The following is a 26494-nucleotide window of genomic DNA, read 5'->3' on the forward strand; positions in this document are numbered from 1 at the left end:
CGTTTATTTAGAACAACTAAACCACACTCATTCTGCTTTGTTAATGATTAAAATAGCCTATTGCTCAAAAATAATACAAAGATAAACAGGCTCTAAGCTTGAGTATTATTATTTGTCCACCAAATAGGACAGTTTTTTGAATTAGAATTAACAGACTTTGAAGCGAGTAGCTCAAAATCAATGTAAACAAAAGGTTAAAAGCTATACTTAAAACAGTATAAATGAGTCTGGTTTAATTATGCTAGTGAATAAATGCTATCTATCCGGTTCAGCATTTATAAAAATGCTGACCTTTTTTTGCATTATAGAATTAAGTGCTTGCAGCTTAATGCCGGATTATTTATTAAGCCAACAACAAAAACCGGATTTACCCGAGCAATTATTTGAACTTAGCCCTCAACTAGACACTTTAGATTCAACCGAATTTTTAGCGATTTCACCTCAAATGCAGTCATTTGTTGATAACCTGCAATTAGAAGGTCTTAACGCCGAAGCCAAAGTAAATAAAATATATAACTCATTGTTTTATAACAAAGGCTATTTAATTGATTACGAAATGTTTACGACTCAAACCGCGGCACAAACTTTTGAACAAAAACGCGGCAATTGTGTATCACTCACCGCTATGATGGTAGCACTTGGGCGAGCTGCCGGGCTAAACAGCCAGTTTCAGGAAGCTCACTCAAAACCGATTTGGCACTCTCAAAATGGGGTATTAACCAAACTAACCCATGTTAATACGGTTATGTATAAAAAGCATGATTTGAGTATAGTGGTCGATTTTAATGACAAAACTTATTTTAATAAAAACTCAGGTATCGCTTTAGATGATAAACAGGCTCAATCTGTTTATTTAAATAATTTAGGCTCAGAGGCTCTGATACAAAATAAGTTGGCTTTAGCTTACCGTTATTACTTACAAGCAATTCGCTTAACGCCAAACGAATCTGAAATGTGGAATAACATGGGCGCTTTGCTCAACCGGTTAGAAAAATATGAACTGGCCGAAACCGTGCTTGAATATGCGATTTCACTTGATGCCAAAAATTATGGTGTATTAATCAATTTGCAAAATTTATATGGCAAAACTAATCGTCCAGAGCAGCAAACCCAAATTCAAAATATTATTCATCAGTTGTATGCAGATAACCCGCATTATTTAAAATCGTTAGCTGAACGCGCATTAATTCAAGGCAATATAGAAGCTGCAATTATTTATATTAAAAAAGCCAATGAGCTTAAACCCAATTTAATCGATCCAAATAGTATTTATTTGCAAGCTGATAATGAAATGGTTCACTATCAGCTTTCTCAGGCTAAATTTTAAAAACGCTAATATCATTTACCCCAAGTTGACGAAAATTTAACCACCCGTGAGCGCTTGAAAAATATATAATGTCGCGTCTGGCGGAACATTATCTGATAAGGTTTTTCGATCAATTAATAAAGTATCGTGAATACTCACTAAAACATGGCGTCTGACTGCACCTGAATCCTCCAGCAAATACTGTTTTATCCCCGGCGCAGCTACATCCAAATTATCTATCATTTGTTTAACATATTTTCCTTCTACCCATAGCTCTTGCTGCTCTAATTCAGGAAAATAACGATACAAATGAGTGGTTAATTTAACTTTAGGCATAATCAGCAAACCGAACTGAATACACAGGTGGAAAATGATTTCCCAAACAAAGCCAGCTTTCGCCTCTATCTTCAGACAAATACACATTGCCGGTTGTACTGGCAAAACAAACACAATCACCGGCTGCATCTAAAGCGTGGCGCAGAACAATATCGTAGGCATTGTTCTGCGGTAATCCCATTGTAAATTTTTGCCAGTTTTTTCCACCATCGGTAGTACGCGCGACAAATAAACCACCGTCGATTGTCATTCTTTCAGAATCGGCTTTTGCCGGAACCACCCAAGCTGTTTGACCGTCTTTATCATCCGCTGCTATCGGAAAACCAAAATGAACGCCATTTCCTGGCTGACTAACTTTTTGCCAGCTTTTAGCGCCATTATCGCTAAAAAACACCCCACAATGATTTTGCTGCCAAAGATAATTGGCATTCGATTTACAAGCCGAAACAAAATGTGGATCATGCCCCCACTCGGCTTGCTGATCTGGTAAATAATCGTTTAGCATACCTTGATTACAGCCCTGCCAAGACAATCCACCATCGGTTGATTGCAAAACACCAACGGATGAAGCAGCAACATATAAATGTTGGCTATTGTTTGGATCAACAATGATAGAGTGAATACCGGGTTCAAATACACCATAGTCAATACTCGCTGGGGTGCCAAACCATTTATTTTCAGAAGTCGCATCACCTGCAAATAAATCACCGCCTCGACTTTCATGATCCCACAACGGACGATTTAATTGCCAGCTATCGCCGCCATCATCACTGATAAATAAACCACCTGGGATGGTTCCAGCATAAATTCGTCCCGGCTGATCTGAGTTGCCAAAAGTTAAATTCCAAATTTTATAAACACTGGCATCTTGATATTCGGGATCACTGGCTGGCGCTTGTGGATCAAAATCTTCGGTTGGCAGGTATTTAACAATATAGCGCGCACCTTGCGGATATTTAAGCGACAAAACATCCTGCCAGCTTTTTCCACCATCGTGGGAACGAGATAATTTAGGCCCCCAATGACCATGATCTAAACAGGCCCATAAAGTGCCATCTCTTGGATCTTGTGCAGCATAACAAACCGGAATGCCCTGATGCATTATCGGCCGGACAAACCAGCCTGCTTGCTGCTTTTCAATAATAACCGTACCTTTACGCGTACCTAATAATATTTTACCTGCCATTATTTTGTCCTTTTAAATTTGAATCAGTATCGTTCTATAAACTTCTGTGTGGTTGAAATGACATTGTAAATCGGGCTTTAGCCCGTTTTATACCTGTCGCTTTGAAGCTATAAATGGCGTTTAAAGCGACAGGTAGTTAACCATTCAGAGTTACATTAAAACGATACTAGCAATAGCTAAATCAATATAAAAATAGCACAGAAATAATGACAGCAAGGTTGCAGTAAAACTTAAAAATAAGCGGCTTCAACAAATTTAGGTGTCGCTATTGGGTAAGTATGTCCAGTATCGGTTAATAAACCAGTTTGAGCATCACGTGCTAAAAGGCTTAACGCATCACCACGAGTATTAGCCACCAAAATAAAATCCTGATCAATCGAAAAGTTAAAATCTCTCGGCCAGTGACCGCCGGAAGTGGCGCTTTGAATATGTTTAACCTGACCATCTGCCAATACTTTAAATACAGCAATCGTATCTTCCCCACGGTTAGATACATAAACAAATCGACCGTCGTTAGAAATACGAATTGCCGAAGCCTGACTATGAGCTTTAAAGCCAGCGCTTAATGTACTCACTTTTTGTTTGCGGGCTAATTTACCTGAGGTTAAATTCTGCTCAAATACCACTAAGGTATTAGACAGCTCGTTTAATAAATAAACCTGATTTAAAGTTGGGTGAAAAGCAATATGGCGCGGACCATCTCCAGCATCTAATGTTGCAGCCGTACGCATATTCCATTGCTCATTTTGATAAAAATATTGCTTAACTTCATCAATTCCTAAATCAATTGCATATAAAAATTTACCTTCCGGTGACCAGCCTGACCAATGTGGATGAGGCTCAGTTTGACGCTCTGTGACACTACTGCCGGTATGGGTAAATTGGTGAAGTTGTGATAAATCCTGTGTTTGCGCGTTATAACTCACTAACTTAGCAAATGGTGATGAATAAAAAGCCAGACTAATTAAGTTTTGAGCCGAATTATAACTAATATGACAAGCATTATTACCCAGTCCCATTAACTGGTTTAATAACTGGTACTGACCTTGCTCATTTTTATCGTAAATCGCAACCCCAGCTTGACTGTCACCGGTTGAGACTAAAATTTTACCGCTCTTTTCAACATATAAATAAGATGGACTTGGATTAGCAAACAACAACTCAAGCTGGTAATCAGCAGGCTTAGTGCTGTCTAAAGTAAGTTGATACACACCACTTTGCTGATTATTTAAATAGGTTTTATCCGCAACATTACTGCTCACCACAAATTCAATTGGCTTAGCATTCACATTTGAAACACTGGCAGACAATACAACCGCCATTAAAGATTTAAATAAAACGCCACTGCGTTTAGCTTTTAAAAACATCATCTGAACATCCATAAAAAGTGATTAATATTTTGAGTTATAACCATAAATGAAACTATTTTCAGCTATAAAGGTCTACTTTAGCAAATTTATCTGATACTTAGCTTGAATCAATATTTTATTCAATTTAAAGTAAAACCAAATTATAACTGTGGGATAAAACAATGAGAAAAATTTTACTAACCAGCCTTTTAACTGCTGCTTTTTTAGCGGGTTGTAGCCAGCCAGAACCATTGCACGATGCAATGGAATCGATGGGTTCTAACTTTAAAGCATTGCGTGATGCTCAATCTATTGATGAGAAAAAACAAATTTTAGCTCAGTTTAAAGAGCAAGTTGAAATTGCTAAACAGCAAAAAGTGCGCCCAGAAGATCAAAAAACCTTTGATGAAGGCATGGAAAAACTCAGCACTCAACTAGCTTTAGTTATGGCTCAGGTTGAAGCGGGTCAAATCGAAAATCTACAAGCTCAGTTAAAAAAGTTAGGTGAGTTGCGTAAAGAATATCATGAATTGTTAGAAGTAAAATAACCACTTTACTTAACCATCATTAAGCCAATATTGATATATTGGCTTTTTTATCCACTTACTTCTAAATTAAAAATTCTCTTTTAAAATCACCTGATTTGTAAGTAATTCAAAACAAATATTCACTTTAACTATATCTAATCTCTAAAAACCTTTCAAAATATAAAAAATTATAACTAAACTACAAAATTTAACACTTGTTGAGTTGGCATTCCCCACCTAAACTCTCTTTCCAATGTGATAATATTTTTTTACACAAAAGCAACAAACCATCTTTGTCAGGCATGGCACAGTGCTAACATTTTAAAAAGGTAATTTAACTATCATGTATTTTTTAGGTCTTGATATTGGCAGCTCTTCGAGCAAAGTATCTGTGTTAGATGCAAAAACCGGAAAAAGTATTGCATCAACTCATTATCCAAAATCAGAAATGGCAATTAATGCACCGCAAGCCGGTTTTGCCGAACAAGATCCAAATGCCTGGTGGCAAGCAGTTAAGTCTGCTTGTGCCGAACTGTTTGATAATGCGGAGTTTGATCCAAAACAAATTGAAGCAATTGGTATTTCGTATCAAATGCATGGTTTAGTTTGTGTAGATAAAAACCAGCAAGTGATCCGCCCTGCTATTATTTGGTGTGATAGCCGAGCAGTTGAAATTGGTGATAAAGCATTTAAAGCGATTGGCGAAGATAAATGTTTAGCTGAGCTATTAAACTCACCAGGTAATTTTACCGCATCAAAATTAAAATGGGTTAAAGAAAACCAACCAGAGCTTTATCAACAAATTGATAAAATTATGTTGCCGGGTGATTTTATTGCCATGAAATTAACTGGCGAAACCAGCACTACTGCCTCGGGTTTAAGCGAAGGTGTATTGTGGAACTTTGCTGAAAACAATATCGCCAGTAGTGTATTAAATGAATACGGCTTTGAAGCAAATTTAATTCCCGAGGTAGTGCCAAGCTTTGGCGACCAAGGCAGCGTAAGTGCCCAAGCCGCTTTAGAGCTTGGTTTAAAAGCTGGGATCAAGGTCACTTACCGCGGTGGCGATCAGCCTAATAATGCATTATCACTTAACGTAATGGAACCCGGTGAAGTAGCTGCAACAGCTGGTACATCTGGGGTGGTATACGCAGTAACAGATAAAAATGCTTATGATCCACTTTCGCGGGTAAATACATTTCAGCATGTTTCGAATACCGAGCAAGATAAACGCAATGGCGTTTTACTTTGCGTAAACGGAACCGGCCGTTTATATAGCTGGGTACGTAGCATTTTAAATACTCAAGGCCATGCGCCAAGTTACCCAGAGTTAAACCAAATGGCGAGTGAAGTCGCAATTGGTTCAGACGGTTTAATTATGCATCCGTTTGGCAATGGCGCAGAACGAGTTTTACAAAATAAAAATATTGGCGGTCACATGCGTAATATCGACTTTAACCGCCATCAATTAGGCCATCTGATTCGCAGTGCACAAGAAGGTATTGTATTTGCGCTTAAATATGGCTTTGACGTATTAACCGATATGGGCGTAAGCAGTCAGGTTGTACGAGCTGGTAAAGGCAATATGTTTTTAAGCCCTATTTTTGTAGAAGCTTTTGTAAATAGCTGCCAAACCAGTGTTGAGCTATATGATACCGATGGCGCTGAAGGTGCAGCCCGCGGTGCAGGCTTAGGTCTAGGCTATTTTACTAATCGTGAAGAAATGTTTAACGGTTTAACTTTAGTTGAACGTTTTGAACCACAAGCAGATAAAGCAGAGCAATATGCTCAGGCTTATCAAAACTGGAAAGCAGATTTAGATCTGTAATTAACTGTCAACCAGTTGATATTTAAACCAAAAGATTTTAACAAACATTGACTAACTGAGGTGTTTTATGAGCGTAGTTTTAGGTGATAAAGAGTTTTTCCCAAGTGTTGGAAAAATTGAATTTGAAGGTCGTGATTCTGATAACCCATTTGCATTTAAATGGTATGACGAAAACCGCGTAGTAGCGGGCAAAACCATGAAAGAATGGTTACGTTTTTCTGGTTGTTACTGGCATACATTTTGTGGTCAAGGCCACGACCCGTTTGGTCCGGGTACACAAAAATTTGCATGGAATGATTATGCAGACGCGAAAGGCCGTGCAACGGCCAAAATGGATGCTGCATTTGAATTTTTCACAAAAATGAATCTGCCTTACTACTGCTTCCATGATGTAGATTTAATTGATGAAGAAAATTCAAGCGTTGACGAATTTGGTAAAAAGCTAGACTTCATCACTGATTACGCTAAAGAAAAGCAAGCAGCATCTGGCGTAAAATTATTATGGGGTACAGCTAACCTGTTCACAAACCCAAGATACATGAATGGTGCTGGTACTAACCCACACTTCCCAACTTTAGCGCGTGCCGGTGCACAGTTAAAATTAGCGATTGATGCAACCATTAAACTAAATGGTGAAAACTACGTATTCTGGGGTGGCCGTGAAGGTTACGTTTCATTATTAAATACGAATATGAAACAAGAGCTTGATAACTTTGCAGCTTGGTTACACATGGCGAAAGATTATGCCCGTAAACAAGGCTTTACTGGTAATTTCTTTATTGAGCCTAAGCCAATGGAACCAACAAAACACCAGTACGATTTTGATACGGCAACTGTTTCAGGTTTCTTAAATAAATATGGCTTGCAAGATGACTTTAAAGTCAACATTGAAGTAAACCATGCAACATTAGCAAACCATACGTTCCAGCACGAGTTACAAGTTGCAGCTGATAACGGCATTTTAGGTTCAATTGATGCTAACCGTGGTGATTATCAAAATGCATGGGATACAGACCAGTTCCCTAATAATATTAATGAAGCGGTAGAAGCTATGTTGGTATTTGTTGAAGCTGGTGGCTTACAAGGTGGTGGTGTTAACTTTGATGCCAAAACTCGCCGTGAATCAACCGATATGGAAGATATTTTCTTAGGCCATATCGGTGGTATGGATACATTCGCACGCGGTTTAATTATTGCTGACGAAATTTTAACTAAGTCAAAATATAAAGCGTTACGTGCAGAGCGCTACTCAACTTTCCAATCTGGTAAAGGTAAAGAGTTTACTGAAGGCAAAATCACGCTAGAAGAATTAGCTGAAATTGGTGCTGCAGTTGGTGAGCCTGAGCAAATCTCTGGTAAACAAGAGTTATTTGAAAATATTATTAACCAATATATCTAATTAAGTTTATTGCTTAATCATTGACTTAATTGCTTGAGTCCCTGCTAAGCCGGTAACTATTTTGTGTGGTTACCGGCTTTTTTGTACCTGCCAGTTCAACTTTTCATCTATTTTTTGAAATACCCTGATTCACTTTCAAATCAAAACCAAAACAACAATGCAATTAAAAATAATTATCATTTGTTGACATATTATGCCTTACGTTTATACTTCCCGCCATATTATGTCGATCATTATTTAACCTTAACTGATTTTTTATTATGTTCTGGTTGTCTGGTGTATCGCTCAAGTTTTGATAAATCAGGATATAACAATGAAAAAATATAAGTTAAATCAAAGCACCTACGGCTTAGCATTAGCCTGCTCCTTACCTTTAATCAGCACCTTTGCATCAGCTCAAGCACAAACTGACGATACCACCAATGAAAAAATGGAAGTCATCGTAGTCACCGCAGCTGGTTTTGAGCAAAAAATTACCGATGCACCAGCCAGTATTTCTTTGATCACTGAAGAAGATTTACGTAAGCATTCATTCACAACCTTACTGGACGCTGTAAAATATCAAGAAGGTATTGATATTGGCACAACCCGAGATAAAACAGGTCAAGGTAGCATTAGTATGCGGGGCTTAACCGGAGAATATACCTTAGTGTTAATTGACGGTAAGCGTCAGAATAACCACGGTGATATTTATCCAAATAACTTTGGTGGAAATGCATTTGGTCATATTCCGCCAATGGATGCGATTGAAAGAATTGAAATTATTCGAGGCCCTGCTTCTACCTTATATGGTGCCGATGCGTTAGGTGGGGTAATTAATATTATTACCAAAAAAGCACCAAAAGAATGGTCTGGTTCAATTACTTTTGGCCGTAGTTTACAGCAGGATGATCAGTTTGGGGATGACATCACAACCGATTTTACTTTAATGGGCCCACTTCTCCAAAACACTCTTAGTTTAGGGGTGCGCGGCAGTATTTATGAGCGTTTAGCTTCTTCACCACAATTTGAGCCTGCGGTCGATCCTAACGGTAAAGTTCATCAACGTTCACTTGGATTCGGTAGCGGTGGTAAAACAGTAGACAGTACCAATCAGCAATATGGTTTTTCACTTATTTATACGCCATCTGAAAACCATACCATTCAGTTTGATTTTGATAACTCAAATCAAGTTTATGACAATACCCCAAGTTACGATGTAGAAACCGGTGAAATCACCTACCCACTTGGCACTAAAGATAATATAGAATCAATCTGGCAAGACAGCCGAGGCTCGGTTAACCCAAGAGCCGGTTATGCTGCCGATCAGGAATATAATCGCCAATGGTGGTCTTTAACCCACTCAGGTACTTGGGATTTTGGTAAAAGTTTTGTCTCACTCGCTTATGTTGATACCAGCAATGATGGCCGTACTTTACCGCTATCAGTGGCAGAACGTCAGGATTTACAAGCTATGTACGATGGCACTGGCGATTACGCAGGTATGAGCGAAGAAGAACGTAAAAACTTAGCGGAAGAAACCTTTTTACCGCGCCCAAAAAGACCGCTTGAAAGCAATCAATATACATTGGATGTAAAACTAGATATTCCAGTTGAAAACTTTGTTGGTTTCCACCAATTTATTATTGGTGGTCAGTTAATTGATGGTGAATTAATTGACGGTGTATTTGGTATGGAAAGCAACCAAGCAGGCCATGTTCAAGAGCAAAAAATGTATTCATTATTTGCAGAAGATAACTGGTCTCCAATCGAAGATTTAACCATTACCGCAGGTGTACGTCAGGATAACCACGATGTATTTGGTAGTCAAACTTCACCACGCTTATATTCGGTTTATGCCATTAGCAATGAATGGACCATCAAAGGTGGCGTGAGTACAGGTTATAAAACGCCACAAACAACTGATTTATATGACGGTATTACCGGTTTTGGCGGACAAGGCACCTCTCCTTTTGCCGGTAACCCTGATTTACAACCAGAAACCAGTGTAAACAGTGAAATTGCCGTTTATTGGAGTGATTTAGTTGACGGGCATAACTTTAACATCACCTATTTTAATACCAAGTTTGAAGATAAAATTGCCAGCGGCGATACCGTATACAGCTGTACCGTAACCGGCGGTGAAAGACCTTGTGTTAATTTAGGCGCTTACGATGAGTTGGGTTATCAAACCTACAGCCAAAAAATTAATATAGATAAAGTAGATATTCAAGGTCTTGAATTGGCCGGTAAAATAGAAATATCAGCCAACTGGTGGTTAAACGCAAACTACACATGGACAGACAGCGAGCAAAAAAGTGGCTCATCTAAAGGCCAGCCTTTAACCAACACAGCCGAACACATGGCAAATGCCTCATTAAACTGGCAAGCAAGTTCTGATCTAAATATATTTTTACAAACAGAAATTCGTTCAGACCGTTATCGCGGCTGGGACAGCACATTAAACAAGCCACTTTATTATAAAGAATATAAAGTGCTTAACTTAGGCGCAAGTTACCAGATTAACGAAAATATTCGCGTCTTAGGCCGCATTAATAACTTATTGGATGAAGACTTTACCTCTTATTCAACCGAGTATAATGACTTAAATAATGATGGTGAATACGAATATTTAACTGGTCGGGGCGTTATCAGCGAAGTTGTTTTCACTGACGACTACAACGTAAAAGACAAAGCCAGAAACCTATGGTTAAGTGTGCAAGTCAGCTTTTAACTTAAAACGATCTAATTTGGGTTTTAAGTTAAACCCAAATTAGATATTGCCTTTGTACATTTTAAATACCAACTAACGCTTTACTTAATGTTAAAATCTTCCTGAGGTTATATTGAACACATTATGTTTAGGGCATTTCTGAATTAGTACTGCATTGTGTTCTAAACGATTTAACTGAGCTTGAGTATCAAGTAAATTTTCATCTTCTGGTGATAATTTAAGTGCTTGTTCAATCATATTTTTCGCTTCTGAATAACAATTAGCCAGCCCTAAAGCATAAGCATAATTATTTAAATAAGCGGTTTGCTGCTTGCCATATTCAAACCCTTTAGCAAACCAATCCAACGCAGTTTGCGGTGATTGTTTTATCTGATTATTCGCCAGTAAAAAATACGCCAGCCAGTTATCAGGCCATTGCAAAGTAGCGGTTTTTAGCGCGCTTTGGCCAATATTTTGCTGATTAGTATCTAATAAATCCTGCGCAGCTTTGGTGTAAATAAACGCATTTAACTGATTATTTGCCGTTTGAGGTGGCAACATAGCCAACATCCAATATTGACCTCTTGCCCAAGTACGTTCAAAAGTTGCAAAGTTTAATCTATGACTTTCTGTCACACCGGTATGCAAAATAACTTGCTGCGCTTGCATGTCATAACCAATAACAACGGCATAATGCCATTTGGGCATTAATTCAATTGAATTATTTTGCAGTACAATAACCGGAATATCCTGCTCAACTAAAGATAATAATTGAGTTAAATCGCCCTGCTCTGTGTAAGCTAAAAAACCAAGCTGACGAGCCGCAGCTTTCATTTCAATTTGTAAAGTGCCTTTACGTTCTGGCACAAAAGTATTCGGTGCAATTTGCTCTGGTGTATGATTTTGTCCATAAAAATTAGCAACTTCAGCTAATGTTGTAGGCCCACAATAATAATCCTGCTGTGGATAAAACGGCACATCAGCAATAATATGCTGCGGCGCGATATTAGGCGGATTTTGTAATAACATTTGGGTATGCGGCGGCGTTTGGCACGCGGTTAACCCCAATAAAAAGCCAGCAATAATGCTGGCTTTTTTCACTGCATTTAATGCAGATTTTAAACAACTAAACATGAATTCCTTGATTACCGTGAGGTTGATTAATAAATCAATATTTTATAAAGGGCGAATAAATGGGTACACGTCGGTAATGCCCATTACATCTAATACAGCAACTACAACCATCACAGTAATAATCGTACCAACAATACCGGAAGCTGCCGGAGCTTCATTAATTTGTTGATTTAACGAGGCCAGCTCTTCGCTGGTCATATTTGCGATACGATTTTTCGCATCTTCTGGCTGAATGCCTAATTCAATTAATTTTGCTTGTACTTGCTCAGAATCAACAAAAGATAATACCTGAGCTTTATTGAATTGGTATTCCTGCTGTTGAATAACCTGATTTGAATCAACTAACCCCGCAGTTGCCTGACCCGCACCTAACACAAAAAGACAACTTGCGATTCCCGCTTTTACAAATGATTTCATCGTTATTTTCCTTTTTTGAGTTAAATATCTGACTCAATATTAGCATGATTAATATTTGAGCCTTGTGTTATTCCGATCTTAGCCTAGCGTTAAATTTTTAATTTTTCTAGTCTTATGACAAAAACTATAACTTAGTTAACAAATCTATAGCGCTGTTTTCTCTCATAAAATACCTTTAATCTGCTATTTTGCTAAAAAATGAACAAACAAAATAAAATAGCCAGCCGGATAAAAACCGAACTAACATTTTTATCCGGCCGAACAAGGTATCACTAATTTAACTGCCGTTTATTCACTAAAAAATAAACCAGCGGGACTAAAATTAGAGTTAAAATTACCGCGCTTATCATGCCACCAACCATAGGTGCAGCAATTCGGCTCATTATCTCTGAGCCTGTGCCCGAGCTATACACAACAGGTAATAATCCTAATACTATGGTTGCCACTGTCATCATAACCGGGCGAACTCTAAGCCCTGCACCGTCTAAAATCGCTTGTTTAAGGTTAGCAACCGATAGCGTTTGTTGACTTGCTTTTGCATTGGCTAATGCTTGATTTAAATACACTAGCATAATCACCCCAATTTCAACCGCAACACCAGCCAAAGCAATAAAACCAACACCAACGGCTACAGAAAAATTAAACCCAAGTAAATAAATTAACCAAATACCACCGATTAATGCCAGTGGCAAAGTTGCAATAATCATCACAACTTGAGTTAAACTTCTGAAATTAAGGTATAAAAGTACAATAATAATCGCTAGCGTCAGCGGCACCACATACGCTAGTTTAGCTTTAGCGCGTTGCATGTATTCATATTGACCGGCCCAACTAATTGAATAACCGGTCGGTAAATTTAACTGCTCAGCTAATTCCTGCTTGGCCTGCGTAATATAACTGCCAACATCAACCCCTTCTATATCAATAAAACTCCAGCCATTCAGTCTAGCATTTTCACTTTTAATACCGGGCGCACCCATTTCAATATAAACATGAGCAACATCCGCTAACGCGATTTTTTGATTATTTGGGGTCACAATCGGCAATCTGGATAACTGTTCCGGCGAGTTACGATAATCCTGCGGATACCGTAAATTAACAGCATAACGTTCTTGCCCTTCAACCGTTTCAGTTACATTCATGCCGCCAATTGCGGTTGCCACCACCTGCTGAATATCGGCAATATTTAATCCAAACCGAGCCGCTTTTTGGCGATCTATATCCACTTTAATATAACGTCCACCGGCGACTCGCTCAGAATAAACCGAAGCTGTGCCCGCCACATTTTTAAGAATATGCTCAATTTGTTGACCAATTTTCTCAATTTGTTTGAGATCAGGTCCGGCAACTTTAATACCCACCGGCGTTTTAATCCCAGTTGCCAACATATCAATTCGGGTTTTAATCGGCATCACCCAAGCATTGGTGACCCCAGGGAATTGAATCAGCGCATCCAATTCCTGCTTTAATCTATCGGGTGTCATTCCTGCGCGCCATTCGCTTTTAGGTTTTAACTGAATAAAAGTTTCTATCATAGTTAGCGGCGCGGGATCGGTTGCGGTTTCAGCGCGGCCAACTTTACCAAATACAGTTTTAACCTCAGGCACAGTACGAATTAACTTATCCGTTTGCTGTAATAACTCCCGTGCTTTACCAATAGAAATGCCCGGATACGTACTTGGCATATACATTAAATCCCCTTCATCTAAAGGCGGAATAAATTCACTGCCAATTTTATTAAGCGGATAAAAGCCAACCACAGTGAGCATCACCACCAGTAATAAACTGGTTTTAGGGTAATTTAAAGCGCTTTTTAATACCGGCATATAACCGGCAATTAATAACCGGTTTATCGGGTTTTTATCTTCACTTAAAATTTTGCCTTTAACAAAATACCCCATGAGCACAGGCACTAAAGTAATGGCTAAACCGGCTGCCGCAGCCATAGCGTATGTTTTAGTAAACGCCAGTGGTGCAAACATTCGCCCTTCCTGCGCTTCTAAAATAAACACAGGCATAAAACTTACGGTAATTATCAATAAGCTAAAAAACAAAGCAGGTCCAACTTCACTGGCAGATTGAGCAACAATTTGCCAGCGTTTTTGAGCGCTTAATCCAAGCTGATCAGGATCTGCTTTTTCAAGATGTTTATGCATGTTTTCGATCATCACAATAGCGCCGTCTGTCATTGCGCCAATCGCAATTGCAATTCCGCCTAACGACATAATATTGGCGTTAATTCCTTGCCAATGCATGATAATAAACGAAGCTAAAATCCCCATAGGGAGCGATACAATCGCCACAATTGAAGAGCGAATATGAAATAAAAATATAATGCAAACCAAAGCAACAATTGCCAATTCTTCCAGCAACTTTTGCCAAAGGTTATCGACTGCCCGTTCAATTAACTGGGATCTGTCATAAACGCTAACAATTTCAACCCCTGCCGGTAAGCTTTGTTTAAGCGATTCCAACTTAGCTTTAACACCGGTTATGGTTTTTTGTGCATTTTCGCCAAAACGCATCACAACCACACCACCAACCACTTCGCCTTCACCATTTAGCTCGGCAATACCACGCCGCATTTGAGGGCCTAAGTTTATTTCGGCTAAATCGCCTATTGTTAAAGCTGTGCCTTTTTCGGTAATCCCAAGCGGAATTGCAGCTATATCATCAATGTTTTTTATATAGCCGGTTGCACTCACCATATATTCAGCTTCAGCCATTTCAACAACAGATGCGCCAGTTTCCTGATTACCGCGTTTAAGAGCAGTTTGAATATGACTGAGTGGAATACCATACGCGCGTAACTTATCCGGATTAACCTGAACCTGATATTGTTTGACCATGCCACCTATTGCAGCAACTTCAGAAACGCCTTCCACTGTTTGCAGTTCGTATTTTAAAAACCAATCTTGAATACTACGCAGTTGGCTTAAATCGTGTTGGCCGGTTTTATCAATCAGCGCATATAAATAAACCCAACCAACTCCGGTTGCATCAGGCCCTAATTGAGGCTTAGCATTAGCCGGTAAATTATCTGTAACCTGACTCAAATATTCTAAAACCCGACTACGCGCCCAATATAAATCGGTTTTATCATCAAAAATCACATACACATAAGAATCACCAAAAAACGAATAACCTCGCACCGTTTTAGCTCCCGGTACCGATAACATTGCTGTAGTCAGCGGGAATGTTACCTGATCTTGTACCACTTGTGGCGCTTGCCCCGGATAGCTGGTTTTAATGATCACCTGCACATCAGACAAATCAGGAATCGCATCAACTGGCGTATTTTTGATTGAATATAATCCAACTCCGACCAAAATTATGGCTGCCAGCAAGACAAATATTCGGTTTTTAACCGACCAATAAATGATTTTTTCAATCATGAGCAGCCTCCATTTGCTCAGTTGAGTCTGGCATTACATGCATCTCAATATGTTCTGGCCCTGAGCTTTTATTACTTTTATTACTTTCTGGAGTGTTTTCTAGCACATTTTCAGCAGCATGAGCTGAGTTAAGTGGGCGAAGCTGTTTGATTTGAGTTATCACAAACTCATCGCCCACCTCAAAGCTAAAATGGATAGAGTCACCGACAGATAAATTTGATAAATCAATAGAGTCTGCCACTTTAAAATCCATTGTTGTTGCCGGTCTATTCCATTTTTTGATTGCGTCGCGCGCAATAGTTAAGCTATGGGTTTTATGATGGATTTGTTCAATTATCCCATTCACACTAGCGCTGGCTTTCGCCGTTGTTTGCTTAGTTTCAGTAGGCATCATCGACATTTGATGGTTATTATGAGCCATTTGGCTGTGATCCATCTGGTTATCTTTCATTTGGCTACCTTCCGTTTGAGCATGTGTCATCTGGCTATGCCCTGCAGTTGGTGTTTGAAGATCCATACGCTTAAAGTCCGAATCCTTACTTGATTCAGAATCAATTAAAAAATGAGCCGATGTCACCACTTTATCTTTGGCCGATAACCCTTTAGTTATCTGAATAAAATCGGGCTGAACCAAACCCACAGTTACCGCAACCGATTTGAATTGCCCATCACCTAAAGCCAATACCACTCTGTCTTGCTGGCCTGTACGAATTACCGCTTCTTTAGGCACAGTTAACGCCTGTAGTAAAGGTTTAGCGTCAATTTTCACCTCGGCAAACATATTAGGTTTCAAAGCTAAATCCGGATTATCAAACCGAATTCGGACTCTTAAAGTACGAGTTGCCGCCGTTAAGCTTGGATAAATATAATCAATTTCACCATGCCAAATACGCTCCGGTAAATACTCAAGTTGCATTTGCACATGCAAACCCGCTTCAATTAATGCAACATCCCGCTCAAATACCTCAGCTTCAACCCAAACCTGTGATAATTGGCCTATGCTCATTAAAGTTGTACCCGGTTTTACATAAAAGCCTTCCCGAATATTAAGGTTATCGATTACCCCAGATTGAGGCGAATAAAAAGTAATAGATTGTTTTACCTTATTAGTTTTTAACAAGGTTTGAATAAAACTATCGCCGAGCTGTAAGGCTTTTAAACGCTCTGTTGCCGCCTCTATTAGCGCCTGATTATTACGTTTTTTAGCAATAATTAATTCTTCTTGCGCGGTGACCAAAGCTGGCGAATATAAAGTATAAAGTGGTTGGTTTTTATCAACCGGATCGCCCGCAGCTTTAACATATAAAGTTTCAACCCAACCTTCTACTCTAGGGTGAATATGAATCAATTTGTCTTCATCATATTGAACATAACCCACAGTATTGATTTGCTGGCGAATAGTCCGGCTTTCAACCATAGCGGTTCTCACCCCTAAATTATTAACCACCTGAGGCGAAATTGTGACCGTACCGGCCTGCTCTGTTTCTGCTGGCGTTACATCTTTGGCATAAACCGGTACTAAATCCATCCCCATTGGTGATTTACCCGGTTTATCACGTCGGTAATTATCATCCATTGGCGCAACCCAATATAAAGGGGCTTTTGAATCGGCTGAACTTTCAGCTTGATTTGTTTTTTTAGAATTTTGCATGTTGGGATTAACAAAATAAACCAAGGCTAAGGTTATCAATACACCTAAAATAACGCCGCCCAAGATACTGCTGAGATTAATGCTGCCACGCTGTTTTTTTAAAGTGAATTGCGGCTTACGTAAGCGAGTTATGGTTAATTTATTCATGGATTGTCTCCTGACCGATGACCAAGTTTTGCTCAACCGGTGCTAAAAAGTATTCTATTTTCAGCCAGCTTTTTAAAATGTCGGTTTGAATTTTAAGGGCTGCCATTTGGCTGTTTAATTGAGCAATACGCGAACGAACCACTTCGGCAAAATCACCATCGTCATTGGTGTAAGCGGTTAAGGCAGCTTCAGCTTGCTCTTCAAATTGATTTAATAAATTAGTTTGATATAAATCATGGCGGGCAGTTAACTGTTTTAATTTTTCCAGCTCAGCCTGAAGCTGACCAAAAAATTGTTTTAAAACTAATCTTTTTTGGGTTTTGACCGCTTCTGTTTGATAAATTTGTGCATCCACCGCTTTATCTAAGCTGCCCTGATTAAATACAGGTAAATCAAAACTCACCCCAATTGAAAAAAAGTCGCTACGTGGGCTTGAATCTGGAGCATCTGCGCGATAACCATAATTAGCACTAACAGCCCATTGAGGTTTGTATGCCTGCTGTTTAAGCGATACTTTTTGATTCGCTATATCCTGCTGTAAATCGATTAATTTAATATTCGGATGCTGATTTAACTCGGTAAAAAGCGACTGACTGCGCTGAGATAAATTGGATAGCAGTAGTTTTTCAGCCACTTGCTCATTTAACCGAGGCAAATTATCTGCAATCACAACCGCTTCATTTTGCGGCGCTATCCAGCCCCGTAATTGACCCAGTGCACTTTGCAAATTTTGCTGGTATTGAAATTGTTGATCTTGCAGTTGAGTACGTTCAAGTTGAGCTCTAATCACATCCTGCTGCCGAGTATTAACCTGAGCAGTTGAATAATGTGCGGTTGCAATATCTGCCATTTGCTCAAATAAACTTTCACTAGCTTGAATAATCTCAATATTTTGTTTAGCTAAATAAGCATCTAACCAAAGTAAACCAACCGTTTGTTTAACCTGAGCTTGTCTGGCTTGACGCATGAGAGGATGCATATTGGCTTGCGTAGATAATAAATTTTGTTGGATTTGAGCACTATCACCACGATTAAACGTTTGTGATATCCCAATGCTCATTTGAGTCATAGCCTGTTGATTAAACTGCCATGAGTCTGTTGGTAAATTCATTAAGTTTAATGACATTTTAGGATTGGGTAAGGTATTTTCTGCGCTGCTTTGCGCTTGCAAAGCTAGCTCCTGCTGCTGGCTTTGGGTTTGCCAAACATCCTGCAAAAATGCCTGATGAATTGCCTGATTAAAGCTTAAATCAGCCGCAGCTAAAGTGCCGGATAACGAATACACAGTTAAACATAAAATAAAATTTTTCATAAAAATCTCAATTCAATCAATAGAAAACTGCCTGAAGGCAAAATTTAGATAGATCTATTTTGAATTAAGCAAAAATGGGCGGGCGATAAAGACTTTTAGAATGCTGGCTAAGCTGATTTGGTTGATACAAACCAAGGGTATAAACCAGATTTGGCGTAAAACTAAACTGACTATAACTTGGAATATATGCCACAGTGAAACAAGCAAATGCAGGACAATGGCAAACATCAGTACAACAATCTGCGGCTAACTTTGTTGACAGACTATAACTTGAATCATCAATCAGCTTGGAAGTTTGGGAAGCGTTATGGCAGTTGGTTTTAGTTACATGCTTTTGATTATCCGCATCTTGATTTATACCAGTATGAGCCTGTTGCTCAGGCTTTACTGAGTGCATGGTTTGCATTGAATGGCTAGCTGTTTCAGCGCTATGTTTCATCTCACAATTCATTAATGCTGATGCCATAGTTTGCCCTACCAGAACAAACAGCATAACAACAGATAAGATGAATTTAGAAATAGAAACCGTCAAAAAGTAGTCCGACTAATCAATTAAAAAGTGTACGCAAATAGCATATAAAGCTTTTTTAAATTAACCTAAAGCCATTATTTTGTAAAGCCACTGAGCTTTTAAAAACGCCATAAAAACGCATATACTAAATATCGTTTCTAAAAGTTATGAGCAGTTAAGATCGCAATGTAGTTAAGGCCTTAGCCCATTTTAAACCTTTAGCTTTGAACGCCATAAATGGCGTACTACAGATAATTTACCATTCAAAACTAATATAGAAATGAGACTAGATGTTAGCGCAAAGCTTGAGTTTTAACTCAGCTAGCCTCACCTAGTAATTGATTAATAATTGATTAAGCGAGCGAATATGCAACCTGTTTTATTTTTATCTCATGGCGGTGGGCCTTTACCTTTATTAAATGACCCATCACATCAGCCAATGCTAGATACTTTCAGCGCCATTAAGCAAGCGCTTAATCGGTTAGAAAATTTACCTAGCGCAATCATTTTAATCAGTGCACATTGGCAGGCGGATAACTATCAAATTACCGGTGCTAAACAACCCGAACTGATTTATGACTATTATGGTTTTCCGGCAGAATCGTATGCAATTGAATATCCTGCTAATGGCAATCCAGAATTAGCCGAGCAGATTTTTGCTCAGTTAACCGCTAATCAGCTTAGCGCGAGTATTAATCAAAAGCGTGGTTATGATCATGGCATGTTTGTACCATTAAAACTGTTATATCCAAGCGCTCATATTCCGGTAATACAGGTTTCGCTTAATTTAAATGATGATCCGGCAGAGCATATTAAACTTGGAGAAAAGTTAGCGCATTTTAGAAAACAAAATGTCTTGATGATTGGATCGGGCTTTAGTTTTCACCAAATACCGGCGTTTTTTAATCCGGCTTATCACAATAAACTGCATTTAGCAGAAGCATTTCATCTCTGGCTAGATCAACAAATGATAGAAAGCTCAGATTATCCCTCGCAAAAGCAAGCTTTGATTAACTGGCAAACTGTAGAAGGCGCAAACTTCAGTCATCCAACAGCTGATCATATCCTGCCTTTGCATGTTTGTTTGGGGATAGCTCAAAATACCGTAACCAAAACCTATTCATTTAAATTAAATCAATGGCCTGCAAGATGTTACTGGTGGGATTAAATTGATGAGTTAACTTGCACTCGGTCATTTATTTTACAACCCCAAAATAAATGACCGAAAGCCACATAAAACAAAAATTAAAAATTTAATACTTAAAAAACAATAAGGTAAAAACAAATCAAAGTTAAAGACATCTCTAAAAAGCATTAGATATTGCTTTAATAAAAATGTCACATTTAGTTTTCAAACTGCTCGTAACTTTTAGCTTACCGATAGAGAAAATTAAATGAAATTAAAATTATTAGCAGCCGGTTTAACTTTGGCTTTAAGCTCAATTCAAAGCGCATCCGCATTAAATATTGTATTAACAAACGACGATAGCTGGAATACCGAAAACATTCAGGTGTTAAATGCCGCATTAAAAAAGCAGGCCACGATGTCATTATGTCCGCACCTTGCACTCAACAAAGCGGTAAAGGTGGTTCAATCAGTTTTTTAAAAAGCGTAAACATAGATACCAGCAAAGCTGAATCTCAGCAATACTGCGTTGGCGATACCGACACCAGCAAAAAATTTGAAGATTATATAGAAGGCACACCAGTAATGGCTGCGCTATATGGGATTAACGTTGCGGCTAAAAAGGTATGGGGGAAAAAGCCTGATTTAGTTGTATCTGGTCCAAATGAGGGTAATAACCTAGGCTTTTTAAATAATAACTCTGGTACTTTAGGCGCGGCAATGATTTCAATTGCACAAGGTATCCCTGCTATTGCCGTCAGTGCTGCTGATGGCGATGCCAAAAAAGCCGAAAAAGTATCGGAAGTGGTAGTTAACGTAATTGCTGAACTTGAAAAAAACAAAGCTAAAGACGCGCCTTTATTACCTCAATTTACAGGTTTAAATATTAATACACCAAAAGACATGGATAATCACAAAGGCATTAAATTTACTAATGTTGGCTGGAATGCTGGCGGTTACTCTCCGTCATTTACTGACGATTTAAGCCAAAATAAAATGATGGTTGGTTATATGGCTCAAAATATGGCAGCTAAAACCGGAATGGAATTTGAAAAAGCTCAAGCTCAAATATTAAAAATGCTAACCGGTAAAGCTGGGATCTCGTTTGACATGAGTAAAGACTACCCTGACCAGTCAGAATCGTCTGAAGGGGTTGCGGTTCACCAAGGTTATATCACCATTAGCACCATTGATGGCAATGTGCAGGCTAACCAAACAAAAGTAGATTATGTAAATAATAAACTGTCGGCTTTAAATAAATAAGTGCGGCAATAATAATAAATTAGTTTATCACCGACCGAAGGCAACCTGAGTCAGATCAGGTTGTCTTCCCCCCTAAACAAATCAATAATGAGCAAAGTAATCACAGTTGAACATTTGTATATTTTAGTTGTGAGTATGACTATTGCCTTAATCAATTTTACTGAGTTTTTTTGCTTGATTTGCTCTATTTATTAGCTCAGATACGATAGGGTTTTGTGAAAATAAGTTAAATCTCATTATGGGGTTTAAAACCGAATTTTACCGCGCTGTTTTTTTACTTCCCCACGTTTGGTTTTATTATCCATTCGCTTTTTTTGTGAAGAGCGGGTTGGCTTTGTTGCTCTTCGTGCTTTTTGTACAACTGTGGCTGATAAAATGAGTTCTTTTAATCGCTCTAGCGATGCCTCTTTATTTTGTAACTGAGTTCTAAATTCCATAGATTTAATGATGATAACGCCATCCGAAGTAATGCGGCTATCCGATAGTTTTAATAACCTTTCTTTATAAAATGCAGGTAGGGTGGATCTTTTAATGTCGAATCTAAGATGTATTGCTGTAGCAACTTTATTTACATTCTGCCCCCCATTACCAGCCGATCTTATCGCATTAAGTTCAATCTCCCAATCGGCAAGGGTTACTGTATTTGAGATTGTTAACATAGTGGCACCTGATAAATTCGATTAATTTTGGAGCTTATTAACTCGACGCTGTCATGATTAAAGAGAATTTAAGGATAACAAATTAGTCTCTACAAGCATACTGACACCTACAATACCCATTTTTTAATTGTTATAAGCTACCAAACAAATACCCAAACACGAAAAAACTAGCGGCGACCAATAAGTAACTAACTGAAAATATTTAATTTTAATAGTGAGTGTCATTGCTGATTATGAAGGTGGGCTACTTGCGGTGAAAGTAACACCTGGAAACGTAGATGATCGAAAACCTGTCCTAGAAATGGCCGAAAATATCACTGGCAGTTTATATGCTGATAAAGGGTATATATCAAAAGATCTACAAGATAAGTTTGGCGAACAAGGTATTAATTTCGTTACAGGGAAACGAAAAAATATGAAACAAAAACCATTGTCAGATTGGGATAAAGCAATGTTATCTAAACGGTTTATTATAGAAACTGTATTTGACCAACTGAAAAATATGGCTCAGATTGAGCACTCCAGACATCGTAGCTGTATTGCATTTATGGTGAATTTAATGGCTGGATTAATTGCGTATACATTTCAAGAGAAAAAGCCAAGTATAAAAGTGACTCGGCTTTAATTCTTATACAGATCTCAGGTTAATTAAGCTTTTGTGCCAATAATTTAATAACTGTCGATTTACCACTTCCGCTTGTTCCAACTACATTTATTTTTTTCATTCCTGGCCCTTATACTAAAAAATTCGAGCCGGTAAGTATAAACAGTTAAACAAGCAAAGTGGATTTTTAATTCAATTACTTAGCCTGCAGCATTTCATCAAACGCAATTGCAACACCATTAGTCCACCCAAATCCATCTTGGTTAGGATACTCGCCACCACCGGCAGCTAGGTTGATATCCACCACATTATATTTTTCCATCATCTTGCCGTCTTGCTGATAAACCTTTTCATTTAACGCTAGCCAACGCTGCATAACGGTTGTGGCAAGCTCGTTTTGTTGATAACGCAATAAGCCTTTAACCGATAAATATTGCAGTGGCGCCCAACCATTCGGGTAATCCCACTGCTCGCCAGTTTGGGTTAAGGTTGTAACTAAACCACCTGCATGTAAAAAGTGCTGATCAATATACTTGGCGACGCTCGCAGCGGTTTTCTTATCTGCTGCGCCAACAAATAACGGATACATCATGGCGAGTGATTCACGCCCAGTGAATTGTTTTAACTTGTAGTTGTAATCTTGGTAAATACCCTTTTGACCATCAAAATGATATTTGTCGATAAGTTGTTTACGTTTGTTGAGCCTTTGCGTGTAAAAGTGTGCTTTGTTTTGTTGCTTAGTGTGTTGGGTTAACTGAACCAATACACTTTCTAGCTGATACAACAAGCTGTTTAAATCGACAGGGATCACATCCATTGTATGTGTTGTTTTTTTGCTTTTGCCATCAGCAAACCAGCGACTACTAAAATCCCAACCTGACTCACAAGCTGCACGTAAATCTCGGTGATATTGTGGCCTTTCAGCTTCAGAGCGTTGCAGCGCCCACTTGTATTCTTTGCCGTATGCTTCAGCTCTAGGTGTTTCTAACGCGCCATAATAACGGTTAAAATAATCACCGTTTTCCAGCACAATTAAATGCTTGCCCTCTACTGCTTGTTTAGGAATTTCGCTATAACCGTCCATCCAAAACAAATACTCTTTTTCGAGTTGAGGTATGTATTGCACCACAGCATCTAAACCAAATTTATCCGCATAACTTAATACGGTGGCAGCAAAAAACGGTGGTTGTGAACGGCTTAAAAAGTAACTGCGATTGCCGTTTGGCACATAACCAAATTGGTCAATTAAATAAGCAAAGTTGTCTAATATGCCTTTGGTTAAGCCCTGTTGATCAGACTCAATTAACCCAACGATACTGAAATAGCTATCCCAATAAAACATTTCGCGAAAGCGCCCACCCGGCACAATATAAGGGTTAGGCAATTGGATTAAGCTTGAATTTGTCTCAGTTTTTTGTGAATGGCGTACAAGCTTAGGCCAGTGTTGGCGCAAATGCTGTTGCATATTCGGCAGTTTTTCAACCGTTTGAATAGTGGGCGCATTTGGCAGCTTAAAATTATTCAGGACAAACTGTTTAAGATTAAAATTGCCAGCTGCTTTTTCAGCTTGGTAATCGGCCAGTATTTTTTCTGAGGAGTAAAGAGGAATGGCATCAACAAAGGTTTTGTAATCGCCCATTACTTTTTCAATTTGTACTTGTTTAAATAAATCGCCAAATACAAGCTCGGCTTGATACAAATCGTCACTTTTTTCTGATGCTACAGCATAACCATTTATGCCCATAAGCCAGCCCAACAACACAGTGCCTTTGGCTAGATTTCTAATCCTGTTTCGCGCCATCACAATCCATCTCCAAGTTACTTTATTAATGTTACATTTTGGTAAGAATATCATTAAATATTAAACATAGGGAGGTCGCAATAATGTGCTCGAGCGCTGACGGTTGAATACGTATGTAGACGGAATTTTAGCTTGGAAAAACAAACTTTAGTACGAGGGTAAAGACAACTAAAGCAACATAATGTTGCTTTAGTTATAGCAAACTTTATGCACGCCCCATAAAACGAACTTCTTCAGTGTTCACTTTTACTCGGTCGCCACTAGCAATATGCTCTGGTACTTGAATAACCAAACCTGTGGTTAAAGTAGCCGGTTTAGTACGCGCACTCGCAGATGCACCTTTAATTGAAGGTGCAGTTTCGGTAATAACCAACTCAACACTTGACGGTAATTCGAAGTAACATGACACCCACTGTTAAATAGTTTAAACATCAATTTGTTAAGTGTTATTTATTGTATATCGCTAAAGGCTTGGTTGACACTCAAATAGGATAAACCATACTTGCATTTAAATGGTTGTTTTTTGCCCACCCGTACAAGGTATTCTGTTATGGCTAAACCTCGCAGTAGTTTAATCTCTTTAGCGGACACACCGTTTTATCATTGTATTTCTCGCTGTGTTCGCCGTTCTTTTTTATGTGGTGAAGACAAAGTCTCCGGTCAGTGTTTTGACCATCGTAAACTTTGGTTAGTTGAGCGCATTAAAAAGCTAGCGGCTATTTTTTGTATTGATATTGCTGCTTATGCCATTATGAGTAATCACTATCACTTGGTATTGAGGGTTAATACTGACTTGGCTAAATCTTTATCGGATGATGATATTTTGCTGCGCTGGACAACGCTGTATCAGCCCTCTTTTATCCTCTCCCGTTATTTAGCTGGTAGAAAACCGTCTCAGAGCGAGCAATTGGTACTCGCTTCTTTGGCTAAACAATATCGAGAAAGGTTAACCAGTATCAGTTGGTTTATGCGTAATTTAAATGAGTTTGTTGCTCGTCAGGCTAATTTTGAAGATAAGTGCACTGGCCGGTTTTGGGAGGGGCGCTTTAAATCTCAGGCTTAATAATGCTAAGCCCTACTCTTAATTTGCTATTCTCCGCTAATTTCCCCTCATACTGACCTTTATTTGTTATTTCGACTTCTTTTTTCCTGCTTGAATTCAAGTAATAAGTGCAATGATTGGATAGATAACAATTAATTTAGCAAAATATAAAATATTAATTTATTCACAACCCCATAAAGCAAGTTAAGAAATAGAAATAACTAACTGAAAATATTTAATTTTAACAGTGAGTGTCATTGCTATTTGTTTTGTTAAAGCCAATGATGAGTTAAAGGTAAATTTACTCAGGGCTGAGCATCATTTACCTTTTTCATTAAAAGATTATGCTGAGTTGGTGGATTGGACTGGGCGGCAAATTAGGCCTGATAAGCGTGGATATATTGCTGCTAGCACACCTGCTTTAGTCAAACGGTTAGGGATTGCTGATGAGGTGTGGTTAGATTTAACACAAGGTATTGGGTTAAGTTTTAGCCATTCTGTTGGGCAAGTTCAGCAACTTAAAAATTATGCCATTGCACATAAGCTCAAACGGATTAAAGGGGTAAAATCGCTGCAAGCACCAAGCTAATATATTTACGATTCAATCTTTTTTATATTTAATCTCTCTGTTGGCTAGTAATGCTAAGCCCTACTCTTAATTTGCTATTCTCCGCTAATTTCCCCTCATACTGACTTTTATTTGTTATTTCGACTTCTTTTTTCCTGCTTGAATTCAAGTAATAAGTGCAATGATTGGATAGATAACAATTAATTTAGCAAAATATAAAACATTAATTTATTCACAACCC

At 38.5% G+C, this 26494-nt stretch carries 22 protein-coding genes and 1 pseudogene; 11 read left to right on the top strand and 12 right to left on the bottom strand.

Annotation, left to right across the window (positions count from 1 at the left end; genetic code table 11):
* Nucleotides 1-283: 283 nt before the first annotated feature.
* Nucleotides 284-1327 carry a transglutaminase domain-containing protein gene (locus tag N7931_RS16690; protein WP_262795483.1) on the top strand — a complete coding sequence of 348 codons (1044 nt, stop codon included), beginning with the start codon at nucleotides 284-286 and terminating at the stop codon, nucleotides 1325-1327.
* Nucleotides 1328-1363: 36 nt separating this feature from the next.
* Here N7931_RS16690 and N7931_RS16695 read toward each other — a convergent pair whose 3' ends face one another.
* From N7931_RS16695 to N7931_RS16705, 3 genes are all read right to left on the bottom strand, one after another.
* Nucleotides 1364-1642: a MoaD/ThiS family protein gene (locus tag N7931_RS16695; RefSeq protein WP_262795484.1), complete on the bottom strand. Its 279-nt coding sequence runs from the start codon at nucleotides 1640-1642 to the stop codon at nucleotides 1364-1366.
* Nucleotides 1635-2828 carry a WD40/YVTN/BNR-like repeat-containing protein gene (locus N7931_RS16700; RefSeq protein WP_262795485.1) on the bottom strand — a complete coding sequence of 398 codons (1194 nt, stop codon included), beginning with the start codon at nucleotides 2826-2828 and terminating at the stop codon, nucleotides 1635-1637. The genes N7931_RS16695 and N7931_RS16700 overlap by 8 nt, the downstream gene beginning before the upstream one ends.
* A gap of 230 nt (nucleotides 2829-3058) precedes the next feature.
* Complete coding sequence (locus tag N7931_RS16705; protein WP_262795486.1) at nucleotides 3059-4198, bottom strand: lactonase family protein; 1140 nt, start codon at nucleotides 4196-4198, stop codon at nucleotides 3059-3061.
* Between the two features lie 161 nt (nucleotides 4199-4359).
* Here N7931_RS16705 and N7931_RS16710 point away from each other — a divergent pair, with 161 nt between their 5' ends.
* The 4 genes from N7931_RS16710 (at nucleotide 4360) to N7931_RS16725 (ending at nucleotide 10644) form a co-directional block, all read left to right on the top strand.
* Entirely contained in the window at nucleotides 4360-4725 is a 366-nt protein-coding gene (locus N7931_RS16710) for a cytochrome b562 (protein ID WP_262795487.1), read from the top strand.
* A gap of 322 nt (nucleotides 4726-5047) precedes the next feature.
* Entirely contained in the window at nucleotides 5048-6532 is a 1485-nt protein-coding gene (locus tag N7931_RS16715; protein ID WP_262795488.1) for a xylulokinase, read from the top strand.
* Nucleotides 6533-6599: 67 nt separating this feature from the next.
* Nucleotides 6600-7931, top strand: a complete 1332-nt coding sequence (gene xylA / locus N7931_RS16720; protein ID WP_262795489.1) for a xylose isomerase — start codon at nucleotides 6600-6602, stop codon at nucleotides 7929-7931.
* Nucleotides 7932-8244: 313 nt separating this feature from the next.
* Nucleotides 8245-10644: a TonB-dependent receptor domain-containing protein gene (locus N7931_RS16725; protein WP_262795490.1), complete on the top strand. Its 2400-nt coding sequence runs from the start codon at nucleotides 8245-8247 to the stop codon at nucleotides 10642-10644.
* 90 nt (nucleotides 10645-10734) lie between these two features.
* Here the strand turns inward: N7931_RS16725 and N7931_RS16730 are convergent, their stop codons facing one another.
* The 6 genes from N7931_RS16730 to N7931_RS16755 form a co-directional block, all read right to left on the bottom strand.
* Nucleotides 10735-11757: a PA2778 family cysteine peptidase gene (locus tag N7931_RS16730; RefSeq protein ID WP_262795491.1), complete on the bottom strand. Its 1023-nt coding sequence runs from the start codon at nucleotides 11755-11757 to the stop codon at nucleotides 10735-10737.
* A 42-nt stretch (nucleotides 11758-11799) separates the two neighbouring features.
* Nucleotides 11800-12174, bottom strand: coding sequence for a PA2779 family protein (locus N7931_RS16735; RefSeq protein ID WP_262795492.1), 375 nt, complete (start codon nucleotides 12172-12174; stop codon nucleotides 11800-11802).
* A gap of 272 nt (nucleotides 12175-12446) precedes the next feature.
* Entirely contained in the window at nucleotides 12447-15569 is a 3123-nt protein-coding gene (locus N7931_RS16740; protein ID WP_262795493.1) for an efflux RND transporter permease subunit, read from the bottom strand.
* A complete protein-coding gene (locus N7931_RS16745; protein WP_262795494.1) occupies nucleotides 15562-17367 on the bottom strand; it encodes an efflux RND transporter periplasmic adaptor subunit in 1806 nt (601 codons plus the stop codon). Before N7931_RS16745 ends, N7931_RS16740 begins: the two co-directional genes overlap by 8 nt.
* Nucleotides 17360-18679: a TolC family protein gene (locus tag N7931_RS16750; protein ID WP_262795495.1), complete on the bottom strand. Its 1320-nt coding sequence runs from the start codon at nucleotides 18677-18679 to the stop codon at nucleotides 17360-17362. Before N7931_RS16750 ends, N7931_RS16745 begins: the two co-directional genes overlap by 8 nt.
* A gap of 64 nt (nucleotides 18680-18743) precedes the next feature.
* A complete protein-coding gene (locus tag N7931_RS16755; RefSeq protein ID WP_262795496.1) occupies nucleotides 18744-19145 on the bottom strand; it encodes a hypothetical protein in 402 nt (133 codons plus the stop codon).
* A 412-nt stretch (nucleotides 19146-19557) separates the two neighbouring features.
* Between N7931_RS16755 and N7931_RS16760 the strand changes: the two genes are divergently transcribed.
* The 3 genes from N7931_RS16760 to N7931_RS16770 all read left to right on the top strand — a co-directional run bounded on the left by N7931_RS16760 (nucleotide 19558) and on the right by N7931_RS16770 (nucleotide 21579).
* Nucleotides 19558-20358, top strand: a complete 801-nt coding sequence (locus N7931_RS16760) for a DODA-type extradiol aromatic ring-opening family dioxygenase (protein ID WP_262795497.1) — start codon at nucleotides 19558-19560, stop codon at nucleotides 20356-20358.
* A gap of 226 nt (nucleotides 20359-20584) precedes the next feature.
* Nucleotides 20585-20797, top strand: a complete 213-nt coding sequence (locus tag N7931_RS16765) for a hypothetical protein (protein ID WP_262795498.1) — start codon at nucleotides 20585-20587, stop codon at nucleotides 20795-20797.
* Nucleotides 20743-21579, top strand: coding sequence for a 5'/3'-nucleotidase SurE (locus N7931_RS16770; protein ID WP_262795499.1), 837 nt, complete (start codon nucleotides 20743-20745; stop codon nucleotides 21577-21579). Before N7931_RS16765 ends, N7931_RS16770 begins: the two co-directional genes overlap by 55 nt.
* Nucleotides 21580-21824: 245 nt before the next feature.
* On the opposite strand, the gene arfB is transcribed toward N7931_RS16770, so the two are convergent.
* Nucleotides 21825-22238 (bottom strand): alternative ribosome rescue aminoacyl-tRNA hydrolase ArfB, encoded by a 414-nt coding sequence (gene arfB, locus N7931_RS16775; protein WP_262795500.1) that lies wholly within the window; start codon nucleotides 22236-22238, stop codon nucleotides 21825-21827.
* 214 nt (nucleotides 22239-22452) lie between these two features.
* Between arfB and N7931_RS16780 the strand changes: the two genes are divergently transcribed.
* Nucleotides 22453-22863, top strand: coding sequence for an IS982 family transposase (locus tag N7931_RS16780; RefSeq protein ID WP_262795501.1), 411 nt, complete (start codon nucleotides 22453-22455; stop codon nucleotides 22861-22863).
* A gap of 175 nt (nucleotides 22864-23038) precedes the next feature.
* Here N7931_RS16780 and N7931_RS16785 read toward each other — a convergent pair whose 3' ends face one another.
* Nucleotides 23039-24643, bottom strand: a complete 1605-nt coding sequence (locus N7931_RS16785; protein WP_262795502.1) for a trehalase family glycosidase — start codon at nucleotides 24641-24643, stop codon at nucleotides 23039-23041.
* Nucleotides 24644-24848: 205 nt separating this feature from the next.
* Nucleotides 24849-25034: pseudogene (locus N7931_RS16790) on the bottom strand (elongation factor P-like protein YeiP); the annotation flags it as partial.
* A 159-nt stretch (nucleotides 25035-25193) separates the two neighbouring features.
* Here N7931_RS16790 and N7931_RS16795 point away from each other — a divergent pair.
* Nucleotides 25194-25706, top strand: a complete 513-nt coding sequence (locus N7931_RS16795) for a transposase (protein WP_262795503.1) — start codon at nucleotides 25194-25196, stop codon at nucleotides 25704-25706.
* A gap of 226 nt (nucleotides 25707-25932) precedes the next feature.
* Nucleotides 25933-26274: a hypothetical protein gene (locus tag N7931_RS16800; RefSeq protein WP_262795504.1), complete on the top strand. Its 342-nt coding sequence runs from the start codon at nucleotides 25933-25935 to the stop codon at nucleotides 26272-26274.
* The last annotated feature ends 220 nt before the right edge of the window (nucleotides 26275-26494 follow it).

The sequence above is a fragment of the Catenovulum sp. 2E275 genome (genome assembly GCF_025515275.1).
Taxonomy (GTDB): Bacteria; Pseudomonadota; Gammaproteobacteria; order Enterobacterales; family Alteromonadaceae; genus Catenovulum.